This window comes from Trueperella pyogenes (assembly GCF_001070855.1).
GTDB classification, from domain to species: domain Bacteria; phylum Actinomycetota; class Actinomycetes; order Actinomycetales; family Actinomycetaceae; genus Pauljensenia; species Pauljensenia pyogenes_A.
On sequence record NZ_JVLH01000008.1, the window covers coordinates 17,950 to 42,504 of the forward strand.

A 24,555-nucleotide genomic window follows, 5' to 3' on the forward strand; every position below is an offset into this window, starting at 1 on the left:
AATCGCACCCCTGGGCAACGTACAGTGTCCCTATGACTGAGACCCTAAGCTACCGTCCTCAAGACGATTTCTACCGCTTCATCAACGGCCAATGGCTTAGCAGCCACAAGATCCCTGCAGATCGCCCGATGGACGGCATCTTCAACCAGCTCCACGATCAATCTGAGCTGTGGGAAAAAGAGATTGCCGAGGACGCGAGCTTAGGCAAGATCCCAGGACACAATGCAGAACTCATTGCCCATCTCTATGGCACCTTTATGGATGAAGAAGCTGCCGAGACCGCAGGCTACTCCCCTATTGCAGGAAAGCTTGAACGCCTGCGCAGCGTGAGCACACACCTCGAACTCGCACGTCTGATGGGGACTTTCCGCTACGAAGGAATCGGCGGCCTCTTCGGGAGCTATGTCGGCACCGATGCCCACAACTCCAGCCAACACCAATTGGATATCTATCAAAGCGGTATTTCACTTCCCGACGAGGCCTACTACCGCGAGGAGCAGCATCGCCCGATCCTCGAGGCCTGGGAGGCCTACATTGCCACCCTCTTCACCCTTGTCGGAATTGATGAGGAGCAGGCAGCTAAACATGCACACGCGGTGAAAGAACTCGAAACACAGATTGCCTCCTTCCATCGCGATGCAGTCTCGAACCGCGACCCACTCTTGGCTGATCACCCCATGACATGGAAGGAACTGTGCAATTCCTATCCGTCATTCCCCTGGGAAGAATGGGCCACGTCCGCGCATCTTCCCACCGATAAGGTCGATACTCTAAACGTCTCCCAGCCAGACTTCCTTGAACATGCAACCGCGCTCTGGGCTCAAACGGATCTTGAAACACTGAAACTATGGATGGAGCATTCGCTCATCGACGAATACGCAATGCTGCTGTCGAGTGAGTTTATTGAGGCGTCTTTCAACTTCCATGGTCGAGCTCTTTCAGGAACCGAGGAACTTCGCCCTCGATGGAAGCGTGGTCTTTCCCTGGTATCTTCCCTCCTTGGCGAGGCGATGGGTGAAATTTGGGTGTCACGCCACTTCCCTCCCGAAAACAAGGCCATCATGGATGAGCTTGTTCATTCTCTTCTTGAGGCCTATCAGCAGGCCCTCTCCACATGTGACTGGATGGGTGAAGAAACGCGAGCAGCAGCTCTGAAGAAACTCTCAACTTTCACGCCGAAGATTGGCTACCCCGACCGTTGGATCGACTACTCGCCGCTGAAAGTGGAGTCTCTTTCCCTTGTAGATACTGTCGAGGCCGCAACTAGGTTCCACGTTCAACGCCGCTGGGATAAGTTGGGTGGCCCCGTCGATCGCAGTGAATGGCATATGACACCTCAAACGGTCAATGCCTACTACGACCCGACGATGAACGAAATTGTTTTCCCCGCGGCTATTCTTCAAGCACCCTTCTTTGATCCCAAGGCCGATGACGCATCGAATTTCGGCGCAATTGGTGCGATTATCGGTCATGAGATCGGCCATGGCTTCGATGACCAAGGTTCACGTTTCGATGCAGAGGGAAATCTGGAGAACTGGTGGACCGAGGAGGATCGCGCCCGTTTCGAAGAACGCACAAAGCGCCTGATCGAACAGTACGATGCTCTGACTCCACGCGATCTTGAGGGCGAGGAGCCGCCACTCCACGTCAATGGAGCATTGACTCTGGGCGAAAATATCGGAGATCTCGCAGGTCTTTCTATTGCTTGGCAGGCCTACGTCTCACGTTTGAAAGAAAAGGGAGAGACACCGCAAACTGCCCCCGCGATAGATGGACTAACGGCAGCTCAACGCTTCTTCACTTCTTGGGCACGCGGATGGAGGACCGCTATCCGTCGCGAATTCGCCAAACAGCTCCTGAGTATTGACCCGCACTCCCCCGCAGAATTCCGTTGCAATCAGGTTGTCGCGAACATGGATTCCTTTGCCGAGGCCTATGACCTGGCTCCCGATGATGCTCTGTGGATCGCCCCCAACGAACGCGTTCGTATTTGGTAGCCCGGACAACTGAGTTTCCATTTCGTCACAACAATGCAACAGATGGCGCGGCAAGGTTCGCACCATCGGCTTAAACATGCAAAAATGAACACGTTTACGCGCAGCATGCGCGTGTGAATCGTCAACACAATTGGAAGGTACGCAATGCCTGGCCTGAACCTGACGCGCGAAGAAGCACAGCAGCGCGCAGCAGTGATCTCAGTTGATCACTACGACGTCGAACTCGACCTCACTCGCGGAGACAAGGACTTCCTTTCTCGTACCACCGTTACCTTCAGTGCTAGTGAGGGTGAGGCGACCTTCGCTGATCTAGTCTCGAATAACATTCATTCGATCGTCCTCAACGGCGAAGCTTTGGACCCGGTGATTCACCAGGACAACCGTATTACCCTTCCTCCGCTTGCGGCCCACAACACCTTGACTGTCGAGGCTGACTGCCAGTACATGCACACCGGTGAAGGCCTTCACCGCTTCGTGGACCCCGCAGATTCACAGGCCTACTGCTACTCGCAGTTCGAGGTTCCCGATGCCCGCCGCGTCTTTACGACTTTCGAGCAGCCCGACCTCAAGGCGTCTTTTACTTTCACGGTCACCGTTCCTGCAGGCTGGAAGGTCTTCTCGAACTCGGCTACCCCCGAGCCTGAGGTTCACGAGGATCGCTGGACGTATCGTTTCGAAAAGACCGAGCGCATCTCCACCTACATCACTGCGATTATCGCTGGCCCCTACCAGGGCGTAACCGATTCCCTAGTCTCCAGCGATGGCCGCACGATTCCCCTCGGCGTATGGTGCCGCGCATCCCTCATCGACTCCTTGGATTCTGATCGCATCCTCGAAATCACCCGCCAGGGATTCTCCTTCTTCGAGGCCGCTTACGGAATTCCTTACCCCTTCAAGACCTACGACCAGATCTTCGTCCCCGAATACAACGCAGGTGCGATGGAGAACGCCGGCTGTGTCACTTTCCGCGACCAGTACATTTTCCGTACCCGCCCCACGACTGCTGACTTGGAAGCTCGTGCCAATACGATCCTCCACGAGCTGGCGCACATGTGGTTTGGCGATCTAGTCACCATGAAGTGGTGGAACGATCTGTGGCTCAATGAGTCTTTCGCTGAATTCATGAGTCACTTGGCTCTGGCTGAAGCAACCGAATACACAGAAGGTTGGACCGGCTTCATGCTCCGCAAGGACTGGGGCATGAACCAGGATCAGCTCCCCACCACCCACCCCATTACCGCTGAGATCCGTGATCTTGCCGACGTCGAGGTGAACTTCGACGGCATTACCTACGCAAAGGGAGCATCAGTTCTTCGCCAGCTGGTCAGCTATGTCGGCCGCGAGCACTTCTTCACAGGCCTGCATGAATACCTGACGAAGCACTCCTACCAGAACGCCACCTTGGCAGATCTTCTTGACGAACTTGAAAAAGCCTCGGGTCGCGACCTCAAGCAGTGGTCACGAGTCTGGTTGGAAGAAGCAGGCATCACTCTGCTTCGCCCCGAAATTGAGGTCGACGATAACGGGACAATCACCAAGCTCGCTGTGCTGCAGGAATCCTTCTCCGAGGGATCTTCTCTTCGTCCTCACCGCCTAATCGTTTCCGGCTACAGCGCAAACGAAGAGGGAGCAATCTCTCGCGTCTTCACTCAGGAACTCGATGTTGATGGCGCCTCGACCGTTGTCGAGGAAGCTCAGGGAATCGCACGCCCCGATCTCATCCTTATTAACGACCAAGATCTGGCGTACGCAAAGGTTCGCTTGGATCCGCAGTCTCTTGACTTCGCAATCCGTAATATCTCCCGCTTCGAGGATTCTTTGACTCGCGGTGTCATCATGGCCTCGGCTTGGGACATGACCCGCGATGGCGAGATGCCCGCACACGACTACCTCACGCTGTTGCTCACCGCTCTGCCTGTTGAGCGCAATGCGACCATGCTGCGTCTCTACCTGCGTCACCTTGACCAAGCACTGGAAACCTACGTCGCACCCTCAAAGCGTGCTGCTCTGCAAGAGCGCGTTGCTTCAGGCTTGCTCATCCTTGCGCGCACCGCGGCCGCTCACTCCGACGAACAGCAGCTTTTTGTACGCGAGCTTGCGCACTGCGCCGTTCTCCCCGAGCACTTCGAGGCCCTTCAGGGACTCTACGATGGGACCCAGACCCTAATGGGCTTGGATCTGGACGTCGACCTGCGCTGGGCTCTCCTCATTGCTCTGGTACGCGGAGGCGTTGCTGGCGAGGCCGAAATCGCAGCCCTTGAGACCGAGGACGACACAATGACAGGTCATCAGAAGGCCGCCGCTGCGCGAGCAGCCCTGCCCGATCAAGGTGTCAAGCAGCAGACGTGGGATGCCGTTCTTCGCGATCTTTCCATTCCCAATGACACCCGTTGGGCGATGGTCTCGGGCTTCTGGGCCCAGGCGCGAACGAACCCGGAAATGTATGTCCCGGTGGTTGCCGACTACTTCGATTCTCTTGAGCAGATCTGGAAGGATCACACCTTCCACATCGCTGAAGATATTGTCACCTTGATGTTCCCCAAGGCTCTTGCGGGATACGTCCAGGGCATCGATCCGATCGCCAAGGGAAACGAGTGGATCTCCAATCACCCGGCGGCATCAGCTGCTTTGGTTCGCCTGCTCCGCGAGCAGATTTCGACCACGGAGCGCATGTTGAACGCTCAGGCTGCAGACCTGAACTGATATTAGCGACATGAACGGAGGGGTTGGTTCACATGGAACCAACCCCTCCGTTTTTATACGAGTTTAGGCTTCAAGCTCATCATCGATCATTCCAGTTCCGGCACCAACGAAGGTCGCTACGCCCATGAGTAAACCGGTTACAGACATGGCAATCAACGGAATGGTCTGATTCCCAAGTGATTGAAGCAAAAGACCAAAACCAATCGGTCCAAGTGCAGCAATGATATAGCCGATAGGTTGAACCAAGGCCGACAGATCCGCAGTTACTGCAGCATCGCGAGAGCGTGCGGGAATGAGCGCTAAAATCAGCGGGAAGGTAAAACCTCCAATTGCTAAGAGCGATACCCAGATCAGCGCGTAGCTCCCGGGGAAGGCTGCAAGTCCAATCCAACCGCTGAAGGCGAGAAGGCCCAAGAATGCAGCGAGCCACGGAATATGCGTTCCAACGCTATCAATCATGAAGGGAATCACTAAGCCGCCAACAACCGCCCACAAATTCACCAGTGCTGCCATGAGAGATGCAAAGGATGCAGAGTACCCTGCGTTGATCAGAAGTTGAGGAAGGAAGGCAAATTGCACGTAGGCGTTAAGTGATTGCAGCCCAAATCCAAGAACCAGAGCAATGGCTGTTCGCGAGCGGTAGATTGGTAATCTCGAGGTAGACGCCCGCTGAGGCTCTTCCTGATTTTGAGGTTCATTGTCTAGGGGCGATTCATGCGCTCCCCGCGCCGCTATACCGTCAGGCCCATCCTTGCCTGCACGCACTGCAATCCTGATCCACACCAGGCCTGCCAAGAAAGCAAAGACAACCCAAGCCGCCAGAGAATACTGCCAATAACTGCCGTCTCTGCCAGCTAGAGGAACAGCAAGAGCTGAGCCAAAGGCGCCGCCGATCAAAAGGAGCGTCCCGTAGGCAGTAACAAGCAGTGTCCCTCTCCCGGCCTCGTGGTACTTAATCCACGCGGGAACCAAGACATTAGCCAGCGCGGGCCCAACCAGAGCAACAACACTGAGGACGCAGAAGAAAGTGAAGTTGCCAGCCCAGGGACGAAGAAGCAAACCAAGCCCGCTGATGAATGTCCCAAGCGTAAGGATCAGGCTCATCCCCCAGCGCTTCGACATGGGGACAGCCATCAGGCCAACACCTGCAAAAACCAAACACGGAAGAGCAGAAAGAACTCCCAGCGCACCCGCACCAGCGTGATAGGCCTGCGAAATATGCCCAAGCAACGGTCCAATTGATGTTGCCCCTGAACGCATGGTCATACTCATGACGACGATACCGAGGAAGGCAAGAGACGTCGAGACTGCGGCTCTGGAAAACGATTTTCGCTGATCACTCATCATCGCTGTGTGTTCTTCATTTCATTTTCTCCAGCATTTACGGAATTTTCCCAAATTGTGACCATACATTGAACTTCATTTTCATAAGGAGATTAGACTTGCAATCACTAGTCTGACCGACTGATGACCGCGCTAGCGGCCACAACGTCAGAACACGGAAAGGATTCACGTGTCTACGCCTACAACGAGCACCCGCTCGTCACTGAAGGAATTGACCTTCCGCGGCATTATTATCGGCGGAATTATCACCCTATTGTTTACCGCGGCAAACGTTTACCTCGGATTGAAAGTCGGATTAACCTTCGCAACCTCGATCCCTGCAGCCGTCATCTCGATGGCAATTCTACGGTTTTTTGCCGATCACACCATCCAAGAAAACAATATTGTCCAAACGATTGCATCTGCTGCAGGAACTCTTTCCGCAGTGATCTTCATCCTCCCCGGCTTGGTTATTGTCGGCTGGTGGAGCGGTTTCCCCTACTGGACGACAATGGCCGTCTGCGCAGTCGGTGGCCTTCTAGGCGTGATGTACTCGATCCCGCTGCGCCGCGCGCTGGTGACCGGATCTGATCTCCCCTACCCCGAAGGCGTCGCAGGAGCCGAAATCCTCAAAGTCGGCGACGCACACGAGAAGTCAGACGATAACACTCTTGGTCTACACGCAATTATCTGGGGCGCGATTTGCTCCGCAGTAATGTCTCTGCTGTCCTACATGAAGGTCGCAGCCTCATCACTTTCCGCAACATTTAAGCTCGGCGCCGGCGCAACCTCGATCGGAACTTCCCTATCGCTCGCCTTGATCGGTGTTGGACACCTTGTTGGATTGACTGTTGGCATCGCGATGCTCATCGGCATGTTCGTCTCCTACTTCATCCTGATTCCTTACTTCAGCGCTGGCCAGCTTGACGGATCGGCATTGTCTGACGTCGTCGGTACAGTCTTTTCCAGCCAAGTGCGTTACATCGGTGCCGGCGTTATGGCTGTTGCCGCAATCTGGACCCTGGTCAAGATCATTTCCCCGATCGTCAAGGGAATCCGCGATGCAATGCGTTCCTCTCACACCCGTCACGAAGGCGGAGAGGTTCCCCAGACCGAACGTGACATCCCGATCACGGTTGTCGCACTGGTCATTGTTCTGTCAATGATCCCCGTGGGCGGTCTGCTCTGGCTCTTTACAAACGGGACGGAAATCGCACACAACACAGCGATGCTCATCGCTGTTTCGGTGATCTTCACCCTTCTTGCAGGCCTTCTGGTTGCAGCGGTCTGTGGCTACATGGCCGGCCTCATCGGTTCGTCCAATAGCCCCGTATCCGGAGTGGGCATTTTGGTCGTCGTCCTCACCGCGCTGGCAATTGTTGCCGTTCACGGTCACGGATCTTCCGCCGCAGAGACAACGGCCCTGATCGCCTACACGCTCTTTACCGCAGCGATTGTCTTCTGTATTGCGACGATCTCGAATGATAACCTGCAGGACCTCAAGACCGGTCAGCTGGTAAACGCCACTCCGTGGAAGCAGCAGGTGGCTCTGGTCATCGGTGTTGTTTTTGGCGCGCTTATCATTCCTCCGGTTCTGAACCTTATGCAGAACGCCTTCGGCTTCCAGGGAGCTCCCAACGCCGGAGCTGACGCGCTTGCTGCTCCTCAGGCCTCGTTGATTTCCTCCCTCGCGAAGGGCGTCATCGGTGGAACTCAGGATTGGAACCTTCTGGGTCTGGGCGCCATCATCGGTGTTGCTGTCATCATCATCGACGAGGTTTTGAACCTCACGACAAAGCGCCGTTTTGCTCTGCCGCCTTTGGCAGTGGGCATGGGCATGTATCTGCCCGCCTCGCTGACCATTCTGATCCCGCTCGGTGGCATCATCGGCTTCTTCTACGATCGTTGGTCTGGCACTCGCAAGGATCCCGAGCGCGCTCGCCGTATGGGTACGCTCTTGGCGACCGGCCTGATCGTCGGCGAGAGCCTCTTTGGCGTGATCTACGCAGGCATTGTTGGCGCCACAGGAAGCGAAGAACCGCTTGCCGTTGTGGGCGATTCCTTCGCAACGCCAGCGACCTTCATTGGTGCGATCTTCTTCATCGGAAGCGTTGCCCTCCTCTACCGCTGGATTCGTGGACTGGTTGCGCGCACGGATAGTGCGCCTTCCCTTCCCGAGGCCGGAGCTGAGGAAGCCATCGACGTGCACTAAGCATCGCTTAGCCTAGAGTTGGAGGGGAGCCGGATCGAATCCGGTTCCCCTCCCGCTCTATCCGAACACGCTACTGCCTGCGATGACTTCTTATCATCACCCGCGTTCCTCCCCCTCATATCCACCCTTTTCGAAGGAGCTTCGGGCACCCCCAGCATCGAATGGCACACTCTTTCTGGCAGCAGCGCACCATTCGTCCTCACAGACACTGAATGCACTCCCACATCAGCATTTTTCTCCTACGAAGCCACAACGCCCTCACGCGATTCTGAAGGTTCTGCCATCTGCCGTCTCCGCATTCACTTTGAGCTGGATCACCATGGATTGTTGATAAAGCGACACCGATGGAAGTGTCGAAGAACTCGAAAAATACGCGATGGAACGAGGGATTGGTTTATTCATCTGGAAACATAAGGGAGACTTCACTCGCCCCGATGGAACGTAGTTCTCACAGGAAGAAGTTGATCAGCTAATGTCCTCGCTGGTTTCACGAGGAATAGCGGGACTCAAGATTGATTTTATGCAATCTGATCGCCTCGAGACTCTTACGCTATACGACCGGATTGCTCGAAGCGCTCTCAAGCATCGGCTCGTGGTGAATTTCCACGGGAGCACCAAACCTGGGGGAGAAAACCGAACATATCCGAACATCGTGACCAGCGAAGCGGTGCTCGGAAGCGAACAATACAAGTACGGTCGCCCACCCACAGTCCGTTTTCACGAGAAAAGATCCCTATTTGACCTCAGGAAGGCGCCCCAGAGTTCCTCCTTCAATGAAGTCTCCGGGCACCAGGATCGAGGCGTTGCGCGCCTCGGAACCGGCTAGGCGTTCCTGCGCGAGCAACGCGGTCTGCCTCGCCAATTCACGCACCGGTTGCGCAACCGTCGTCAGGTTCAAAAGCGGTGAAGAATACGGACCGGTCGCGTCAAAGCCCGTCACCGACATCTGCTCCGGGCAAGCAATCCCTCGCGACGCCAAGTGTTCCAAAATTTTCACCGCAATCAGATCACTTCCCGTAATGACCGCAGTACACCCGGCATCAATCGCCCGGTCAATGCCGTCGAAAAGATCCTCACCGTAGTCGCTGTGAGACGTCACGATATGTGGCTGGACGCCGTCGACAACCAGCTGGGTAATGAAGGTTGCGGTACGGGCATGCAGGGTGGCCGCGAGGGGGTGGCTGGTGGCGGTGACAGCAACTTTCCGGTGTCCATAGGCCACAACTTTTTGCGCCAGCATCGCTTCATACGCGGGATCGATGCGCACGGAATCAAATTCAGGGCGGGTTTCCCCACAGCCGATAGTAATGAGCGGGACGAAGGAAGCCGCATACTGCATGGCCTCGTTCGATACTCGACCAGAAGCAACGATAACCACGCCCACCCCGTGTCCCACGAGGTTGTTAATGGCCTGCATCTGGCCTTCTTCGCTGTCACCTCCGGCGGTAATCAGCAGTTCTAACCCGAGTTCGTCGGTGTGCGCTTGGAGTTCTTCTGCAACTTTCCCATAGAAGCTGTGTCCAACGTTGCGCACCAAAAGGCCGACAGTGGTGGTGCTGGAACTGGCGATCCCAGCAGCACCGAGGTTTCGCACATATCCGAGGCGGGCGGCAGCTTGGCGCACAGCGACGCGCGCTTGGGAACTGACGGCGGGATGCCCAGAAAGTGCGCGGCTGGCAGTCGCCTGCGACACTCCCGCTGCTTGAGCCACATCAATGATGCTGGCTCGTTTCTTTCTGGGCATCCTCGAACATCCGTCTTTCAGTGAGTGGTGGGGTATTCCCCGACGTCAGCGCGGGGTTCCGACCGTCCAAGTATATAGCGGACGGAAGGAAAAAATACCGGCCTCTTGGTCTTGATCGACTTCGACAAGAGCAATCTGTGAGCACTCCATCGAATTGTCGGTTTTCAGAGCGTGAAGAGCATCAGCAAGCGCCCGATCCTCTTCGCTACTCGTCCCCGCAACCGCATAGGACAGGCTGAAATGGGGGCCAAACGGCGGATCCGTGAGCGCCTCCCCCAGCCCCGCGTCAACGATGCTGTCACGCACAGCGTCGATCAGCCTCGTAAATGAGGGGTTCTCTGGGGAAATCACTTCCACTGCCCGTTCCTGGACGGCCGGCGGAGCGAAGGTCAACGTGAAGGGGTCGATCTGCGCCATGCGACGATCCATCTGCGAGCGCAGTTTCTCCCATTGGGCGTCACTGATCTCGTCTCGATACAGATCGAGGCGTTGCACCGTCACGTGGATGCACTCCGGCGGTTGGATACCGATCTGTGGGAGCGCTGACAGGGGTTTTTCCGCCTCACGCACCAAGTCCCACAGGGGGGAATCCTCGGGGGGCGCGAGGTAGAAGTGGAGCGCACCATTTCCTCGGCGCCACCGCGTATCCTCACGATCAAAAAAGCGTCGCATGGTTCCGACCTTTATTTCTCCGAGGAATCCGCGGGAATCACCCACAGGGACTCGCGCGAGATCACACAGGTAACCTTCTCTCCGGCAGCATGAAGTTCATTCATGCCGTGAGAACGGCCTTCGAGGGTGCCCGCCGCGGTGTCCAGGACGTAGGTGTTGATCGAGCCGTCGAAGGCTGCGGAGCGCACTGTGGCTTCCAGAACCACGTCGCTGCCCTCCCCTGCCTGCTCGTTCCCGGGTGCATCCAGGCCGACCGCGGTGTTTTCTGCTCGGACGACCAACTCCACGTGATCGCCAACACCAAGTCCGGGGACTCCCGCGGTGTCCAGATCACCCAACGGGGTGGCCACCAGGTAGCGGTCGCCTCGTACCTCACTGACCGTGCCGGCCACGAAGGATGCAGTTCCCATGAAAGAGGCCACGAAGCGGTTCACCGGGCGATGGTAGATTTCACGCGGCTCCCCGACCTGCTCGATGGTGCCCGCGCTCATCACCACGATCATGTCGGACATGGTGAGAGCCTCGGACTGGTCGTGGGTCACGAAGATCGCGGTAAGTCCCAGACGCTGTTGGAGTGCACGGATTTCGCTGCGCATGCGCAGACGCAGGCGTGCATCCAGGTTCGAGAGGGGTTCGTCGAAGAGGATGATCTTCGGTTCCATGACGAGTGCTCGCGCCAGGGCAACGCGCTGCTGCTGGCCTCCGGACAGCTGATGCGGGTAGCGGTGAGCGTACTGTTCGATCCCCATGAGCGCCAGACCGTCAGCGATCCGCTGCTCACGTTCTGCGGCGGGGAGCTTCTGGTAGTTCAGACCGAATCCCACGTTGTCTTTCACTGTCAGGTGTGGGAAGAGCGCGTAGGACTGGAACACCATCGACATGGGGCGCTTTTCGGGCGGGACAGACACCAGGGACTGGCCGTCCAGGGTGATTTCGCCTTCCGTGACGTCCTCAAATCCGGCGATCATACGCAGGGTCGTGGTCTTCCCACAGCCGGACGGTCCCAGGAAGGTCACGAATTTTCCGGCCTCAATGTCGAGGTTGATGCTGTCAACAGCTCGGTGCTGCCCCTGCTTGGCATCGTAGATTTTGGTGACAGAGCGCAGCTGGAGTGCGCCTGCCTGCGTGTGGTGTTCAGTCGTCATTTCACTACCGTCCTGGTGGAGCGATTCAGTCGGTTAACAAGAAGGTTGGCGATCATCAAGATGATGAGCACGAGGCCGATGAGGAGGGTGCAGTAGGCGAAGGCGTGGCCGAAACGCCCGGCATCAACCTCGTCCAAGATCTGGGAGGTCATCACCTTGGTTTGAGGCGTCGTAATGAAGATGATCGCGGTGATCATGGTCATGGACTTGGTGATGCCGTAGGTGACGGCGGTGACGATGCCGGAACGCACCAGCGGAAGTGTCACTTTCACCAGGGTGGACACCTGGCTGGCTCCCAGGGATCGCGCGGCTTCTTCCACCTGCGGGTTGATCTGTTTGAGCGCGGAAATACAGGCCTGCTGGCCGGTGGGGATGGCGCGCGCAATGTAGACCAGGATAATGGCGATGGCGCCGCTTCCGACGGCCAAGCCACCTGCCAGAGTGGGCAGAATCTGTTTGCCGAACAGCCACGTGGGGTTGGAGTAGGCCAGGGCGAATCCCAGACCGAGGACGGTGCCGGGGATTGCTATACCGAGCATGCCCCAGAAATCCAAGATTTTACCGATCTTCGGGAACTTGCGGACGACCAACCACGCAATAATCAGCGCCATGACGGCTGCGATCGGAGCGGCGACCAGGGTCATCGACAGCGTTGTGACAATTGCGGAGGATCCCAGGCGCTGGACGTACCAGAAGTGTTCCATCGTGAAGGTGTTGTCAACGCCGAGAATCTTGACGAAGCTTCCCACGAAGAGCGTCATGTAGACGACGATGACGAAGACGATCCACCCGTAGACGGGGATGAGCATGGGGATCTTGACGCTGGACGCAGTGACCTCTTTGAGGGAGCCCACGGGCTTACCGGTCACGGTGATCACAGACTTACGGTTCGACCAGTATTTCTGAACGGCGAACACCGTGAGTGCGGGCAGGAGCAGCACCAGGGCAACTCCTGCGGCACTTGCGATGTCACCGCTTCCTGCGACGGCAAAGTAAATCTGACTGGCCAGCACTCGGAAGTCACCGCCCAGTACCAGGGGGTTCGCCAGGTCAGCGATGCCTTCAACGAAAAGCACAAGGAAGGAGGCCAGCATTGCGGGAACCACCATGGGGATGGTGACTTTCACCAGGGTACTTAGCGGCTTCGCTCCGAGGGTGGCGGATGCTTCGAACAGGGAGTTGTCGAAGTTTTCCATCATGCCGCGGATATTAAGGTAGGCCACGGGCGCGAAGGTCAGGGAGAGCACGATGACCAGACCCACCAGGCCGTAGATGTTGTTCTCGATGCCGAAGATTCCGTAGGTGATGATGCCGCGCTTACCGAACAGGGTGATGATGGCGGTGGCCGTCGCAAAGGGCGGGGAAATCGTGGGCAGGAGGGTCACCCAGTGCAGGAGCTTCTTCCCGGGGAAGGTGAGGAACACTTGGGCGAATGCGGTGACGAATCCGATGAAGGTTCCGACAATTCCGACGCACAGTCCCAGCACCAGGGTGTTCACCAGGGTGTCGACGTTGGCGCCGAAGGATCGGGTGATAGCTGCCAGCCCGCGTTCGGACACGCCGATACCGATGAGTTTGGCAGCGGGGATTCCCAGGAGGAGAATCAGTCCGATAACGGTCACCGTGGTGATGAGGGCGACGAGGATGTCGAGCTGCCGACCTTTACGCAGCTGTGGAATGCTCATAGCTTGTCTCCAATGAAAACGGCAGGAGAGACGCACACGGGGTGCGCGAGTTCCTCAGTGGGTTCTCGCGCACCCCGTGGTCTCACTTGGCGGAGCTTGCTCCGGCGATCTCGCTTTCGAAGATGCCGATGTAGTTGGCGCGAGAGTCAGCTGCCTTGCGTACATCCCAGTCCACGTGCTTCACGACGTCCTGCTTGGGGACGTTCGGACCGACCTTGGCGTCGGGCAGGGTGGGTGCTGCGAAGGAGGGGACATCCGCGTAGAGATCCTGAGCCTTGGTGGTCAGCAGCCAGTCCATGTAGGCCTTGGCGCCTTCGGGGTTGCGTGCACCCGCGAGGACGGAGACTGCGCCCACTTCGTAGCCGGTACCTTCCGAGGGGTAGGTGGTGACCAGGTCGGAATATCCGGCCTTGTTGGCCTTTTCGCAGTCGGAGTCGAGGGCGATGGCAACGGCTACCTCACCGCGTCCGGCCTGTTCGGTACCGGTTGCTGCGGACTTGGAGAACTGCATGATGTTGGGAACCAGTTCCTTGAAGTAGGAAACGGTCTTCTCCTGGTCGCCGTTGTTCAGGGTGGCGACAGTGTACATGGCCATGTAGCCAACGCCTGCGGTGGCAGGGTGCGGCATGGCAATGCGTCCCTTGAATTCGGGCTTGAGCAGGTCCTGCCAGGATGTGGGAGCCTGTGCGCCGATGCGTTCGAGTTCCTTCTTGTTGGAGCAGAACGCAATGGAGTCGGTGTAGAAGCCGGACCAGATGCCTTCGGCGTTGTTGTACTGCGAGGGCAGTGCGGAGGCGTTCTTCGAGACGTACTTTTCGACCTTGCCCTTGTCGTTGGCAACGAGGTGGTTTTCGGCCTGGCCGCCGGACCAGACGTCGAATTCACCAGGATTGGTTTCGAGGCGGGCGAGGACTTCGCCGGCACCCAGGCGAACGTAGGTGGCCTTCTGACCGGTTTCCTTGGTGTAGGCGGTGACGATCGCCTGGCAGAAATCTTCCTGCTGGGAGCAGGCAATGTTCAGGGTATCTGCCGAGGCGGAGCCTCCCTGGGTGCTCTGGCCTTCGGGGGCAGAGCAGGCGGCGAGAGAGAGTGCCAGGAGTACCGCGGGGAGAGCAGCGTAGCGTGCGCGCATCATTGAGCCTTCCGTTGCAATAAGTTGTCTATGCACAGTTTGGAGTTGTGGATACGTTTCCACACCGGAAACAGTAGAGCATTTGCGGCAATCTCGTCAACAAATAGGGACTTGTCCCCCAAAGCTTCACCAAATCGTAATCTGCATACGTTTTCATACGGGAAGCAGATTTTCTGATGCCCTTTTCGGAAGAACTCTGGATTCATTCAGGACGCGTATATTCACGAGCGTATTCACACGCACATTGCGGCAATAAAAGAAAACGCCACAATCACTGAGATCCTCAGGATTGTGGCGGAGATTGTGGAGCTAAGGGGATTCGAACCCCTGACCTCTTCCATGCCATGGAAGCGCGCTACCAACTGCGCCATAGCCCCGTAGGTTCCGGCGATCTCTCACTCGGACCTGTTAAGAATAGCGGACGATACCCGCCAAGGCAAAATTAAGAAGCTGTGCGAGGAAACACATCTGCGCTCCTCTATGCCCCAAAGACCTCCGGGCGAGCCCCGACATTGTGCGAAGCCAGACGCCAACGGGCGGCACCCGAGGCACCAGAACCGCCACCACCGGCTAGGACAAGTTCTGACCAGTGAACATTGTCAACGCCGCGAATACAATCAAAGTGACGCGGATCCAAGCCAATCGTGGACATCACGCCGCGAGCGATCGCAGCACCATGGGAAACGGCCACCAAAGTACCCCCTTCGGGAACCTCTGCCGCATGCTCAAGCACGGCCTCGCGAACGCGATCACCCACTACTCCTCCGGGTTCAACACCAGCTCCAGCGCTTTCGCCCGTCTGACGCCACTCAAGCAGCCACTCGGGGTATTGCTCAGCAATTTGGTCGAAATCTAGGCCTTCAAAAACGCCGTAGGAACGCTCGAGAAGGCGCTTATCGACCGCAATTTCCCCCACTTCAACACCTAGGGTCTTCAGCTCCTCAGCCAATGCCTGAGCGGTATTAAAGGCGCGCTCCAAAGGTGAGGAGACAAGGCGAACAGCCGTTGCTGAAACATAATCGGCGTTCAGACCACCAATTCGACCTCCGCCAGCTAGCCGGCGAGCCAGAACCTTACCACCCTCGACGGCTTGCTCACGGCCAACCGAGTTCAATGGAATATCAATAATCCCCTGGAAACGATGCTGGACGTTGTAGTCGGTCTGTCCGTGACGAAGAAAAACAATCCGCCGCGCTCCAGCGATCTGGGAATACCCAGCCACGGCCTCGGCAGAAACAGAAGAAGTATCGATGCTCATTCGCCCATCTCCTCAATAACCTGCGAAGGAGTCATGACGCGACGCACACCTGCACCGGGCGCCACATCAGGAAGTTCAAGGCGAGTAATTGTCTGATCTGACCACAAACGCTCAAGAGCGTAAAACTCACGGTCTTCCTGGCTCATCACGTGAATAACAACATCGCCGTAATCGGCCAGCACCCAGGTACCTTCACTGCGGCCCTCGATGCGCTGAGGAACGATATGGTAATCGCGCCCGATCTCATCCATGATTTCTTCAGCGATTGCGCGCACCTGACGCGACGAAGGGGCAGAAACGAGAAGGAAAGACTCCGCGATCCCCAGACGCTGCGAAACGTCAATCAACACTGGATCTTGCGCGAGTTTATTGGCCGCACCACGCAGGGCACTGCTAATCAGGTCTTTGCTTTGAACGTCCACATTTTTCCTTTCGCCGTTTTCAGTCTGCCATTTTCTGGGCCTTGCGGCTACCGAGGGACACAATGGTCCAGCAACTGAACTACTGCACGAGGGCTACTGATACAGCCTGTATTTGTTGATGTATTGGACAACCCCATCGGGCACCAAATACCACACTGGCTTTCCGCGTTCGACACGCTTGCGACAATCGGTTGAAGAAATTGCCATTGCGGGCACCTCCAGTAGGGACACCGACGAAGCCGGAAGTTTCTTCGCGTCAAGCACGTGTCCCGGACGCGTCACCCCAATGAAGTGCGCAATTTCGAAGAGAAGATCAGCGTCTTTCCACTGGACGATCTGTGTGAGCGCATCCGCACCGGTGATGAAGTAGAAGTCAGCATCTGGGTAGATCTTTCGCAGATCGTGAAGAGTATCGATCGTGTAGGTTGTTCCGCCTCGGTCAATATCGACTCGCGAAACTGAAAATCGAGGGTTCGAGGCCGTCGCAATCACCGTCATCAAATACCGATGTTCCGCAGGAGTCACCTTGCGGCCCGCTTTGAAGGGCTGCATAGCCGTGGGGACGAAAATCACCTGATCGAGCTGGAAGACGTCCATGACTTCAGATGCCGCCACCAAGTGACCGTGGTGGATCGGATCGAAAGTTCCACCCATAATTCCGATCGAGCGACGTAGTTTTCCCGAGGCCGAGTCCAAAGTTGGCATGCTTCCCCTCCCTACTTTCGAACTGCTCCGTCACCTTCAATAACCCACTGGCTGGTTGTCAACTCAGCCAACCCCATGGGGCCGCGGGCATGCAATTTCTGCGTGGAAATACCGATTTCCGCACCCAATCCAAGTTGTCCACCATCAGTGAAGCGCGTCGAAGCGTTAACGGCAATAGCTGCGCTATCAATATTTGAGCGGAAATAGTTCGCAGCACTGATTGATGCCGTACAAATCGCTTCGGTGTGTCCTGAGGAATAGCGACGAATATGTTCAACCGCTTCCTCAATAGAGTCAACGACCTTCACTGCCAAATCCATTGACAGATATTCGGTACGCCAATCAGCTTCTGTCGCCTCGCTGATCAAGCTCTGATCAACGCTGCCCACATGTGCGGCGCATTCGCGCACAGCAGCATCGGCATGAATGCGTACTCCAAGGCGAGTAAGCTCTGCCAAAGCTTGAGGGAGGAAGCTGAGAACCATATTGCGGTGGACAAGAAGGGTTTCAGCGGCATTACAGACACCAACCCTTTGAGTTTTCGCATTGATAATGATTCGAACCGCCGCATCGACGTTTGCTCCCGAATCAACATAGACATGGCAGTTTCCCGTTCCCGTCTCGATAACAGGAACGGTTGATTCTTCCACGACTGCACGGATCAGGCCTTCACCTCCACGCGGAATCAACACATCAATGCCGCCGCGTGCACGCATCATGGCACGTGCCCCGTCCCTACCCCAGGGGTCAACTGTTTGGACAAGATCAGCTGAAAAACCAAGGGAATCAATGGCCTCACGAATAACCGCAACAAGAGTCTCGTTGGTATCCTGCGCTGCACTTCCGCCACGAAGGATCACTGCGTTGCCAGCCTTCAAACACAGGATCGAGGCGTCGACAGTGACATTCGGACGCGCCTCATAAATCATCCCAATGACGCCCATGGGAACTCGAAGCTGAGTAACACGAAGACCATCGTCGGTACGACCGCCACGGATCACGGTACCGACAGGGTCCTCAAGAGCAATGACGTCAAGTACAGCGCTAGAAATCGCGCGAATACGGGATTCATCAAGACGGAGGCGGTCAACCAGACCAGAAGCCATACCGCGTTTTTCGGCGCGCTGGCAATCCTGCGCATTCGCATGAAGGATCTGCTCACAGTGGTCGACAAGTGCGCGAGAAATCGCCAGAAGAATACCGTTTCGTTGCGCGGTAGTCGACGTTGCCAGCGCTCGCTGTGCCCGCTTCGCACGGTCAGTCAACTCAAAAATATCCAGATCATTACTCATGTTCTACTCCCGAACCAGAAGTGCAAGATCATCGCGGTGAACTGCTGGGCGCATGTGCTTATTTGTTTCAGAGTCCTCGTATGAGTCAATAATGCGCGCCAGCGTATCTGAGTCATAGCGCGAAATTCCGCGCGCAATCAGCCCATTATCGTCTGCAATGTCAACGACATCGCCCGCTGAAAAAACACCCAGAACCTCTTTAATACCCGCGGGAAGAAGAGATTTTTTGCCATGGGTGATCGCCCTGCGCGCACCAGCATCAATGAGCAATTGGCCATTCGAGGTGGCAACATGAGCAATCCAAAGCGTGCGAGAAGCTGGGCGATGACGTGTGGGTTCAAACCATGTACCAACTGCTTCACCGTTCAGAGCTTCACTCAAACGATCGGCACTGGTCAAAACAACCCCGATACCGGCATGTTGCGCCATGCTCGCAGCATGTAACTTCGTTGCCATGCCTCCAGTGCCCACCGACGAGCCCGCTCCCCTGACGTCAACGTTGCTGAGTTCATCGGTCGCGTTGACTTCGGAAATTAAACGAGCATCGGGCTGCGAAGGAGGAGCCGTGTAGAGCCCATCGACGTCGGTGAGCAGAATCAAAATATCCGCGCCCACCATTTGTGCGACGTAAGAGGCCAGTCGGTCATTATCACCGAAACGTACTTCACGGGTAGTGACTGCATCATTTTCATTAATGATCGGCACAACACCGTAGGCAAGAAGTTTATCCAGCGCAGACATCGCGTTCGTGTAGTGTTCACGCTGCATCACATCCGCAGCGGTCAGCAGGACCTGTGCAACGTGTAGATGGTGAGCCTGGAAAGCTGAGGACCAGCGAGCCATCAGGTATCCCTGCCCCATCGCCGCAGCGGCCTGCACACTTGCGAGGTCCTTTGGGCGCGAGCTCAGTCCAAGAGGCTCCAAACCGGCAGCAACAGCACCCGAAGAGACAATGAGGATCTCGCATCCTCGCCTTGCCTTCGCTGAAATCAGTCTGGCAACTGAATCGATTCGATTCAGATCCAACCCGCCGTCCTCACGCGTGAGCGATGAGGAGCCGATTTTCACAACGATGCGACGCGCCTGTTGCACCGCACTACCCCTTGGGGACATTTAGCGTTCATCCTCCGGATCGGTCCAGACACCACTGGACCTTTCGGTCCACAGTTCTTCACGAGCCGCTGACTTGGCGTCCATCATGTCGCGATAGCGTTCGCGACGTTCACTTGTTGTACGGCGTTCATTTCGGTCCAGACGCAGGTCAGTTCCACGCTGTCCAAGCAGCTCAGGACCGGTCGTCAAGGTAGGCTCCCAATCGAAAATGACGCCGTCGTGAAGAGTTCCAATAACGACGGTATCGCCAGCGTGAGCTCCCGCCTTCATCAGTTCTTCTTCCACCCCGGCACCGGCAAGGCGATCGGCAAGGTAACCCACGGCCTCGTCGTTCGAGAAGTCAGTCTGGAGCACCCAGCGCTCGGGTTTGCGCCCACGCACCTGGTAAACGGTCTCCCCCGCGTGTTCGACGACGCGGACAGTAATCTCGTCCTTGCTTCCCACCGGACGAGGCCGCAGAACAGCGCGCGCCGCTTCGAGAGCGGGAAGGTGAGCCCGGTGTTCCTCGACAAGACGCGCAAGCGCAAATGAGAATTCCTTCAGGCCTTCGTGGCTTACTGCTGAGACCACAAAAATTGGCCAACCGAAGACCTCAAGCTCAGGCTTGGTAATCTCCGCCAAGTCCTTGCCATCAGGGATATCGATCTTGTTCAGTGCAATCACACGAGGACGCTGCATCAGGGGAACATAGCCCTCAATCTCTCCCAGATCGCCCTCGTATGCAGCTAGTTCTGCTTCAATTGTTCGCAGATCGGAAACCGGATCTCGATCAACCTCAAAAGTTGCAGTATCCAAGACATGCACAATAACTGCGCAACGCTCAATATGGCGCAGAAAGTCTAGACCAAGTCCCTTACCAGCAGAAGCACCGGGAATAAGTCCGGGAACATCGGCAACAGTGAAACGGGCTTCTCCAGCTTGGACAACACCCAAGTTAGGAACGAGGGTTGTGAAGGGGTAGTCGGCAATCTTTGGACGAGCTGCAGACATCGCAGCAATTAACGAAGATTTTCCAGCTGAGGGGTAACCAACAAGCGCAACATCTGCAACGGACTTCAACTCCAGAACGACATTGTGTTCTTCGCCGGGTTCCCCCAGGAGAGCGAAACCGGGAGCCTTACGCTTCTTCGAGGCAAGGGCAGCATTTCCCAGACCACCGCGGCCACCTTCGGCTACGACAAATTGAGCCCCAACCCCCGTAAGGTCAGCAAGAAGCTCACCGCGAGTCGACTTCACAACGGTGCCATCCGGGACCGGAAGAATCGTATCCGCGCCGTTCTTTCCCTGACGGAAGTCGCCCATGCCCTGGGTTCCATTTTCCGCGCGCTGGTGTGGGTTCCGGTGGTAGGTGAGCAGAGTCGTGACCTGGGGATCGACTTCAAGGATGACCGAGCCGCCATTGCCACCGTTTCCACCGTCGGGTCCTCCCAGAGGCTTAAACTTTTCGCGTTTCACCGAGGCAACGCCATGGCCGCCGTTGCCTCCCTGGGCGAAAATCGTAACTCGATCGACAAAGCTTGCCACTGTGGTCTCCAGTCTTGGCCAGTGCGCGCCAGCGCGAATCAGGATAGTGAAAAGGGGCATCCGGCCTTGTGCCGGACGCCCCCAATCAGCGGTCGGTCTCAGGCAGAGACCGGCTCAACGATGTTGACAACCCTACGGTCACGACGGGTTGCGAACTCAACCGCACCCGCGCGCAGCGCGAAGAGGGTGTCGTCCTTGCCACGACCAACGCCCTCACCGGGGTGGAAGTGGGTGCCGCGCTGACGAACGATAATTTCGCCGGCGTTTACCAGCTGGCCGCCGTAGCGCTTGACGCCCAGTCGCTGGGCGTTCGAGTCGCGGCCGTTGCGGGAGGAGCCAAGGCCCTTCTTATGTGCCATCTCGACGTCTACTTTCTATATCGAACGGTTCAGGCGATCTCAGTGATCTTGACAACCGAGAGCTTCTGGCGATGGCCCTGACGCTTACGGTAACCGGTCTTGTTCTTGTACTTAATAATGGAGATCTTCGGGCCCTTAGCAGAGTCAACGACCTCTGCCTTGACCGTGACCTTCTCCAGTGCGCTGGGCTCGACGGTGATTGCATCGCCATCGACCAGCATCAAAGGCTGGAGTTCGATGCTGGCACCAATTTCTTCTGCCAGCTTGTCGACGACGACGACGTCACCGACGGACACCTTTTCCTGCCGGCCGCCGGCCTTGACGATCGCGTAGACCACGTTGAAGCTCATCTCTTCTCGAAACTTGGACGGGCTAGGCTTCCACGTTCGAACAACGTTCCTCATCAAGAAACACTAAGCCCGTTGGCGCTCGTTGCGCCGACGATCAAATTTAGCTGAAAACCCCGCCCGAAGCAAACCGCTAGAGGGATTTTCTTCGTTTTTTGGGTGTGTGCTTGGGCACTGTCACCCTTCAACCGGGGGCGCAGCGGGTTCACTCACGGCAACCCTGCGCCGACGAGAGCGCTTTACAGGAGTTGTTTCTTCGCTCCGCGAAGGAACGTTGATCACAATCTCTTGCGTCGTGTGGGTTGCAGCAACAGGTACCGCCGGCTCCGGAAGATCAATATGGACCCGAGTAGGTTCACTCGCCTCGCTCACCGCGCGACGTCGACGCGAACGCACGGGGCGCGACGGCTTAGTAGTTTTCTCAGGCGCCGAGGCTTCGTCACGAAGCGCTGCAGATTGCAGCCGGGTTTGTACGGGTGCAGCTGCAGGGGTGTCCTGAGACTCGGGAGCAGCTTCTCCCCCGCTGACGGCGGGGCCATCTTCTTGGGGACGCGTTACCCTACGTGAACGACGCGGGCGCTTCACCTCTGCCGAGGCCTCGCGCGCGGCCTTTCGCTTCGGCGACGCATCCTGCTGCTGTGCCGATTCGGACTTTTCATCCGAAACTTGCACTTCATCGTCTTGGTGAGCGGACTGAGCTGATTCCTCACGACTGCTTGCAGCTGCGATTGCAGTCATCGCCTCGCGAGCTCGCTCGTGCTCAGGGCTGTCCTCAACACGCGTACGATTTTGAGACTTCTTCTGGCGCTTCGGGGCTTCCTCAGCCGCGCCCTGAATCTCTACCGGGTGGTGATGGACAATGAATCCGCGGCCCTCACATGCCTCACAGGTGGTAGAGAAGGCCTCAACCAGCCCCTCACCCACACGCTTACGGGTCATCTGAACCAGACCCAGTGACGTGATTTCAGTGACTTGATGGCGCGTACGATCTCGACCCAAGCACTCAACAAGGCGACGAAGAACAAGATCGCGGTTCGATTCCAAAACCATATCGACGAAGTCAATAATGACAATTCCACCGATATCGCGCAGACGAAGCTGGCGGACGATCTCTTCGGCGGCCTCGAGATTATTTCGGGTGACCGTCTCTTCCAAAGTTCCGCCCGCACCGATGAATTTACCGGTGTTCACGTCGATAACGGTCATGGCTTCGGTGCGATCAATGATGAGCGTGCCGCCACTGGGCAACCAGACCTTGCGATCCATTCCCTTGGCAAGCTGCTCATCCACGCGGTAGGCGTGGAAAACATCTTCCGTTCCGACCCACTTGGTCACGCGATCCGAAAGCTCGGGAGAGAGCTCATCAACGTAAGCCTTGACCGTTTCATAGGTTTCGTTACCTTCAATGATGAGCTCTGCAAAGTCTTCATTGAAGATGTCGCGGACAACGCGAACCGCAAGCTCAGGCTCACCACGCAACAACACCGGGGCATTCTTCGTCGTGGAAAGCTTGGACTCAATATCGTCCCACTGCTTACTCAAACGACGAACATCATCGCGAATTTGCTCTTCAGTTGCCCCTTCAGCTGCGGTACGCACAATGACGCCGGCAGAATCTGGGACAACCTGCTTGAGGATCTTCTTCAAACGGATGCGCTCACGCTCAGGAAGCTTTCGCGAAATGCCCATCATGGAGCCACCGGGGATCAGAACAAGGTAGCGTCCAGCCAAAGTGATCTGACTGGTCAGACGCGCGCCCTTGTGGCCGATCGGGTCCTTCGTGACCTGGACCAGGACCGGGTCGCCGGACTTCAGGGCAGATTCGATGCGGCGAGGCTTTCCTTCAAGTCCAACCGCGTCCCAATTCACTTCACCGGCATAAAGAACAGCATTGCGTCCCTTGCCGATATCAACGAAGGCAGCCTCCATCGACGGCAGAACATTTTGAACGCGCCCCATATAGATATTGCCGACTGCTGTCTTCTGAGTACGGCGCGCAACATAGTGCTCGACCAGAAGATCATCTTCGATAATTGCGATCTGATCCAGACCGTCCTGGCCGCGAATCACCATCTTACGGTTCACAGACTCACGTCGAGCCAGGAATTCAGACTCGGTGATGCGGTGGTGACGACGTCCCTCGCGGCGCCCTTCCTTGCGGCGCTGCTTCTTGGCCTCGAGGCGGGTTGAACCTTTGAGCGCCTGAACTTCGTCAGTTCCCTCTTGAGCTTCAGAGGCGCGAACGCGACGACGGCGACGACGGCGAGTCGTCTCTTCACCGCTTTCAGAGTTATCCGTACTGTCAGCAGGCTCACTAGCAGGCGCTGCCTGCTCCTTCTCGGCGACCTCGGGCGTTTCTTCGTCCTGATCCTTACGCCGAGAGCGACGACGCTTTGGCTGCGCGGCTTCGGAGGAGACATCCTCGTCTGAAGCCTTCTTTCGCGAACGCGCGCGCTTCTTCGGCGTTGTTTCTTCGGTCGCCTCCTCTGCCTTTACTTCGCGGGTACGCGAGCGACGACGGGGCTTTTCTTCCGTCTCACTCTGCGAGGTATTTGCGGGGGCAGAAAAAGTCGGTTCCTGGAATGTCGGAGCCTGGAAAAGCAGAGTTGCTGCTGGAGTTTCAGGCATGGCCTCTTCTTTCACAATGTCAGTATGTTGACCGAGCTCGCACTGCTGGGTCTGTATTACACGCAATGAAGCGGAAGTCTTGTCGAAGTTGCAGCTGGCAACCGCAGGCGTTCATCTGTTACAAACAGGCCGCCCTGCGATGGACGGAGAGTGCGCTCCACCCATTTCGTATTCCCCATTCTCTCATAGGGATTGCAGGCATGCCCGGGTACTTCCACGGCGGTTCTTCCAATGTTCACCGCGTCACCATAGAATCACTTTAAATAAAACGACACAGCTGCGGTTTTATTCAGA

18 protein-coding genes, 1 tRNA gene and 1 pseudogene are annotated in these 24,555 nt (G+C 56.8%); 4 read left to right on the forward strand and 16 right to left on the reverse strand.

Annotation, left to right across the window (positions count from 1 at the left end):
• Positions 1–32: 32 nt before the first annotated feature.
• Together ADG72_RS02915 and pepN are read left to right on the forward strand one after the other, a co-directional pair.
• Entirely contained in the window at positions 33–1,997 is a 1,965-nt protein-coding gene (locus ADG72_RS02915) for a M13 family metallopeptidase (protein WP_048712261.1), read from the forward strand.
• Positions 1,998–2,141: 144 nt separating this feature from the next.
• The gene (gene pepN, locus ADG72_RS02920) at positions 2,142–4,700 is read left to right on the forward strand and encodes an aminopeptidase N (RefSeq protein WP_048712119.1); all 2,559 of its coding nucleotides are present in this window, start codon (positions 2,142–2,144) and stop codon (positions 4,698–4,700) included.
• A gap of 63 nt (positions 4,701–4,763) precedes the next feature.
• Here the strand turns inward: pepN and ADG72_RS02925 are convergent, their stop codons facing one another.
• Positions 4,764–6,044, reverse strand: a complete 1,281-nt coding sequence (locus tag ADG72_RS02925; RefSeq protein ID WP_239667637.1) for an MFS transporter — start codon at positions 6,042–6,044, stop codon at positions 4,764–4,766.
• Positions 6,045–6,213: 169 nt separating this feature from the next.
• Between ADG72_RS02925 and ADG72_RS02930 the strand changes: the two genes are divergently transcribed.
• Positions 6,214–8,235, forward strand: coding sequence for an OPT family oligopeptide transporter (locus ADG72_RS02930; RefSeq protein ID WP_048712122.1), 2,022 nt, complete (start codon positions 6,214–6,216; stop codon positions 8,233–8,235).
• A 466-nt stretch (positions 8,236–8,701) separates the two neighbouring features.
• Positions 8,702–9,061, forward strand: a pseudogene (locus tag ADG72_RS08905) (glycoside hydrolase family 97 catalytic domain-containing protein); the annotation flags it as partial.
• Here ADG72_RS08905 and ADG72_RS02935 read toward each other — a convergent pair.
• The 15 genes from ADG72_RS02935 to ADG72_RS03005 all read right to left on the reverse strand — a co-directional run bounded on the left by ADG72_RS02935 (position 8,969) and on the right by ADG72_RS03005 (position 24,261).
• Positions 8,969–9,979 carry a LacI family DNA-binding transcriptional regulator gene (locus ADG72_RS02935; RefSeq protein WP_048712123.1) on the reverse strand — a complete coding sequence of 337 codons (1,011 nt, stop codon included), beginning with the start codon at positions 9,977–9,979 and terminating at the stop codon, positions 8,969–8,971. The pseudogene ADG72_RS08905 and the gene ADG72_RS02935 overlap by 93 nt on opposite strands.
• Positions 9,980–10,024: 45 nt before the next feature.
• Positions 10,025–10,651 (reverse strand): 2'-5' RNA ligase family protein, encoded by a 627-nt coding sequence (locus tag ADG72_RS02940; RefSeq protein WP_048712125.1) that lies wholly within the window; start codon positions 10,649–10,651, stop codon positions 10,025–10,027.
• A gap of 11 nt (positions 10,652–10,662) precedes the next feature.
• Positions 10,663–11,796, reverse strand: a complete 1,134-nt coding sequence (locus tag ADG72_RS02945) for an ABC transporter ATP-binding protein (RefSeq protein WP_048712127.1) — start codon at positions 11,794–11,796, stop codon at positions 10,663–10,665.
• Positions 11,793–13,481, reverse strand: a complete 1,689-nt coding sequence (locus ADG72_RS02950; RefSeq protein ID WP_048712128.1) for an ABC transporter permease — start codon at positions 13,479–13,481, stop codon at positions 11,793–11,795. The genes ADG72_RS02945 and ADG72_RS02950 overlap by 4 nt, the downstream gene beginning before the upstream one ends.
• Before the next feature lie 82 nt (positions 13,482–13,563).
• Positions 13,564–14,649 carry an ABC transporter substrate-binding protein gene (locus ADG72_RS02955; RefSeq protein WP_239667638.1) on the reverse strand — a complete coding sequence of 362 codons (1,086 nt, stop codon included), beginning with the start codon at positions 14,647–14,649 and terminating at the stop codon, positions 13,564–13,566.
• Positions 14,650–14,917: 268 nt separating this feature from the next.
• Positions 14,918–14,990, reverse strand: a tRNA-Ala gene (locus ADG72_RS02960).
• Between the two features lie 101 nt (positions 14,991–15,091).
• Positions 15,092–15,871, reverse strand: coding sequence for a histidine phosphatase family protein (locus tag ADG72_RS02965; RefSeq protein ID WP_048712133.1), 780 nt, complete (start codon positions 15,869–15,871; stop codon positions 15,092–15,094).
• Positions 15,868–16,293 carry a ribosome silencing factor gene (rsfS, locus tag ADG72_RS02970; RefSeq protein WP_048712135.1) on the reverse strand — a complete coding sequence of 142 codons (426 nt, stop codon included), beginning with the start codon at positions 16,291–16,293 and terminating at the stop codon, positions 15,868–15,870. Before rsfS ends, ADG72_RS02965 begins: the two co-directional genes overlap by 4 nt.
• Positions 16,294–16,386: 93 nt before the next feature.
• Positions 16,387–16,998 (reverse strand): nicotinate-nucleotide adenylyltransferase, encoded by a 612-nt coding sequence (nadD, locus tag ADG72_RS02975; RefSeq protein ID WP_019127116.1) that lies wholly within the window; start codon positions 16,996–16,998, stop codon positions 16,387–16,389.
• 11 nt (positions 16,999–17,009) lie between these two features.
• Positions 17,010–18,290, reverse strand: a complete 1,281-nt coding sequence (locus tag ADG72_RS02980; protein WP_048712136.1) for a glutamate-5-semialdehyde dehydrogenase — start codon at positions 18,288–18,290, stop codon at positions 17,010–17,012.
• A gap of 3 nt (positions 18,291–18,293) precedes the next feature.
• Positions 18,294–19,403 carry a glutamate 5-kinase gene (gene proB, locus ADG72_RS02985; RefSeq protein ID WP_048712137.1) on the reverse strand — a complete coding sequence of 370 codons (1,110 nt, stop codon included), beginning with the start codon at positions 19,401–19,403 and terminating at the stop codon, positions 18,294–18,296.
• Entirely contained in the window at positions 19,404–20,927 is a 1,524-nt protein-coding gene (gene obgE, locus ADG72_RS02990; protein WP_048712139.1) for a GTPase ObgE, read from the reverse strand.
• A 98-nt stretch (positions 20,928–21,025) separates the two neighbouring features.
• A complete protein-coding gene (gene rpmA / locus ADG72_RS02995) occupies positions 21,026–21,286 on the reverse strand; it encodes a 50S ribosomal protein L27 (RefSeq protein WP_009748005.1) in 261 nt (86 codons plus the stop codon).
• Positions 21,287–21,315: 29 nt separating this feature from the next.
• Positions 21,316–21,636: a 50S ribosomal protein L21 gene (gene rplU, locus ADG72_RS03000; protein WP_034251010.1), complete on the reverse strand. Its 321-nt coding sequence runs from the start codon at positions 21,634–21,636 to the stop codon at positions 21,316–21,318.
• Positions 21,637–21,810: 174 nt separating this feature from the next.
• The gene (locus tag ADG72_RS03005) at positions 21,811–24,261 is read right to left on the reverse strand and encodes an Rne/Rng family ribonuclease (protein WP_065427147.1); all 2,451 of its coding nucleotides are present in this window, start codon (positions 24,259–24,261) and stop codon (positions 21,811–21,813) included.
• Between the last annotated feature and the right edge of the window lie 294 nt (positions 24,262–24,555).

What these genes read in the sequence shown, in the direction of transcription:
- ADG72_RS02915 (WP_048712261.1), top strand. Translation starts at nt 33, where the DNA reads ATGACTGAGACCCTAAGCTACCGTCCTCAAGACGATTTCTACCGCTTC.
- pepN (WP_048712119.1), top strand. Translation starts at nt 2,142, where the DNA reads ATGCCTGGCCTGAACCTGACGCGCGAAGAAGCACAGCAGCGCGCAGCA.
- ADG72_RS02925 (WP_239667637.1), bottom strand. Translation starts at nt 6,044, where the DNA reads ATGAGTGATCAGCGAAAATCGTTTTCCAGAGCCGCAGTCTCGACGTCT.
- ADG72_RS02935 (WP_048712123.1), bottom strand. Translation starts at nt 9,979, where the DNA reads ATGCCCAGAAAGAAACGAGCCAGCATCATTGATGTGGCTCAAGCAGCG.
- ADG72_RS02940 (WP_048712125.1), bottom strand. Translation starts at nt 10,651, where the DNA reads ATGCGACGCTTTTTTGATCGTGAGGATACGCGGTGGCGCCGAGGAAAT.
- ADG72_RS02945 (WP_048712127.1), bottom strand. Translation starts at nt 11,796, where the DNA reads ATGACGACTGAACACCACACGCAGGCAGGCGCACTCCAGCTGCGCTCT.
- ADG72_RS02950 (WP_048712128.1), bottom strand. Translation starts at nt 13,481, where the DNA reads ATGAGCATTCCACAGCTGCGTAAAGGTCGGCAGCTCGACATCCTCGTC.
- ADG72_RS02965 (WP_048712133.1), bottom strand. Translation starts at nt 15,871, where the DNA reads ATGAGCATCGATACTTCTTCTGTTTCTGCCGAGGCCGTGGCTGGGTAT.
- nadD (WP_019127116.1), bottom strand. Translation starts at nt 16,998, where the DNA reads ATGCCAACTTTGGACTCGGCCTCGGGAAAACTACGTCGCTCGATCGGA.
- ADG72_RS02980 (WP_048712136.1), bottom strand. Translation starts at nt 18,290, where the DNA reads ATGAGTAATGATCTGGATATTTTTGAGTTGACTGACCGTGCGAAGCGG.
- proB (WP_048712137.1), bottom strand. Translation starts at nt 19,403, where the DNA reads ATGTCCCCAAGGGGTAGTGCGGTGCAACAGGCGCGTCGCATCGTTGTG.
- rpmA (WP_009748005.1), bottom strand. Translation starts at nt 21,286, where the DNA reads ATGGCACATAAGAAGGGCCTTGGCTCCTCCCGCAACGGCCGCGACTCG.
- rplU (WP_034251010.1), bottom strand. Translation starts at nt 21,636, where the DNA reads ATGAGCTTCAACGTGGTCTACGCGATCGTCAAGGCCGGCGGCCGGCAG.
- ADG72_RS03005 (WP_065427147.1), bottom strand. Translation starts at nt 24,261, where the DNA reads ATGCCTGAAACTCCAGCAGCAACTCTGCTTTTCCAGGCTCCGACATTC.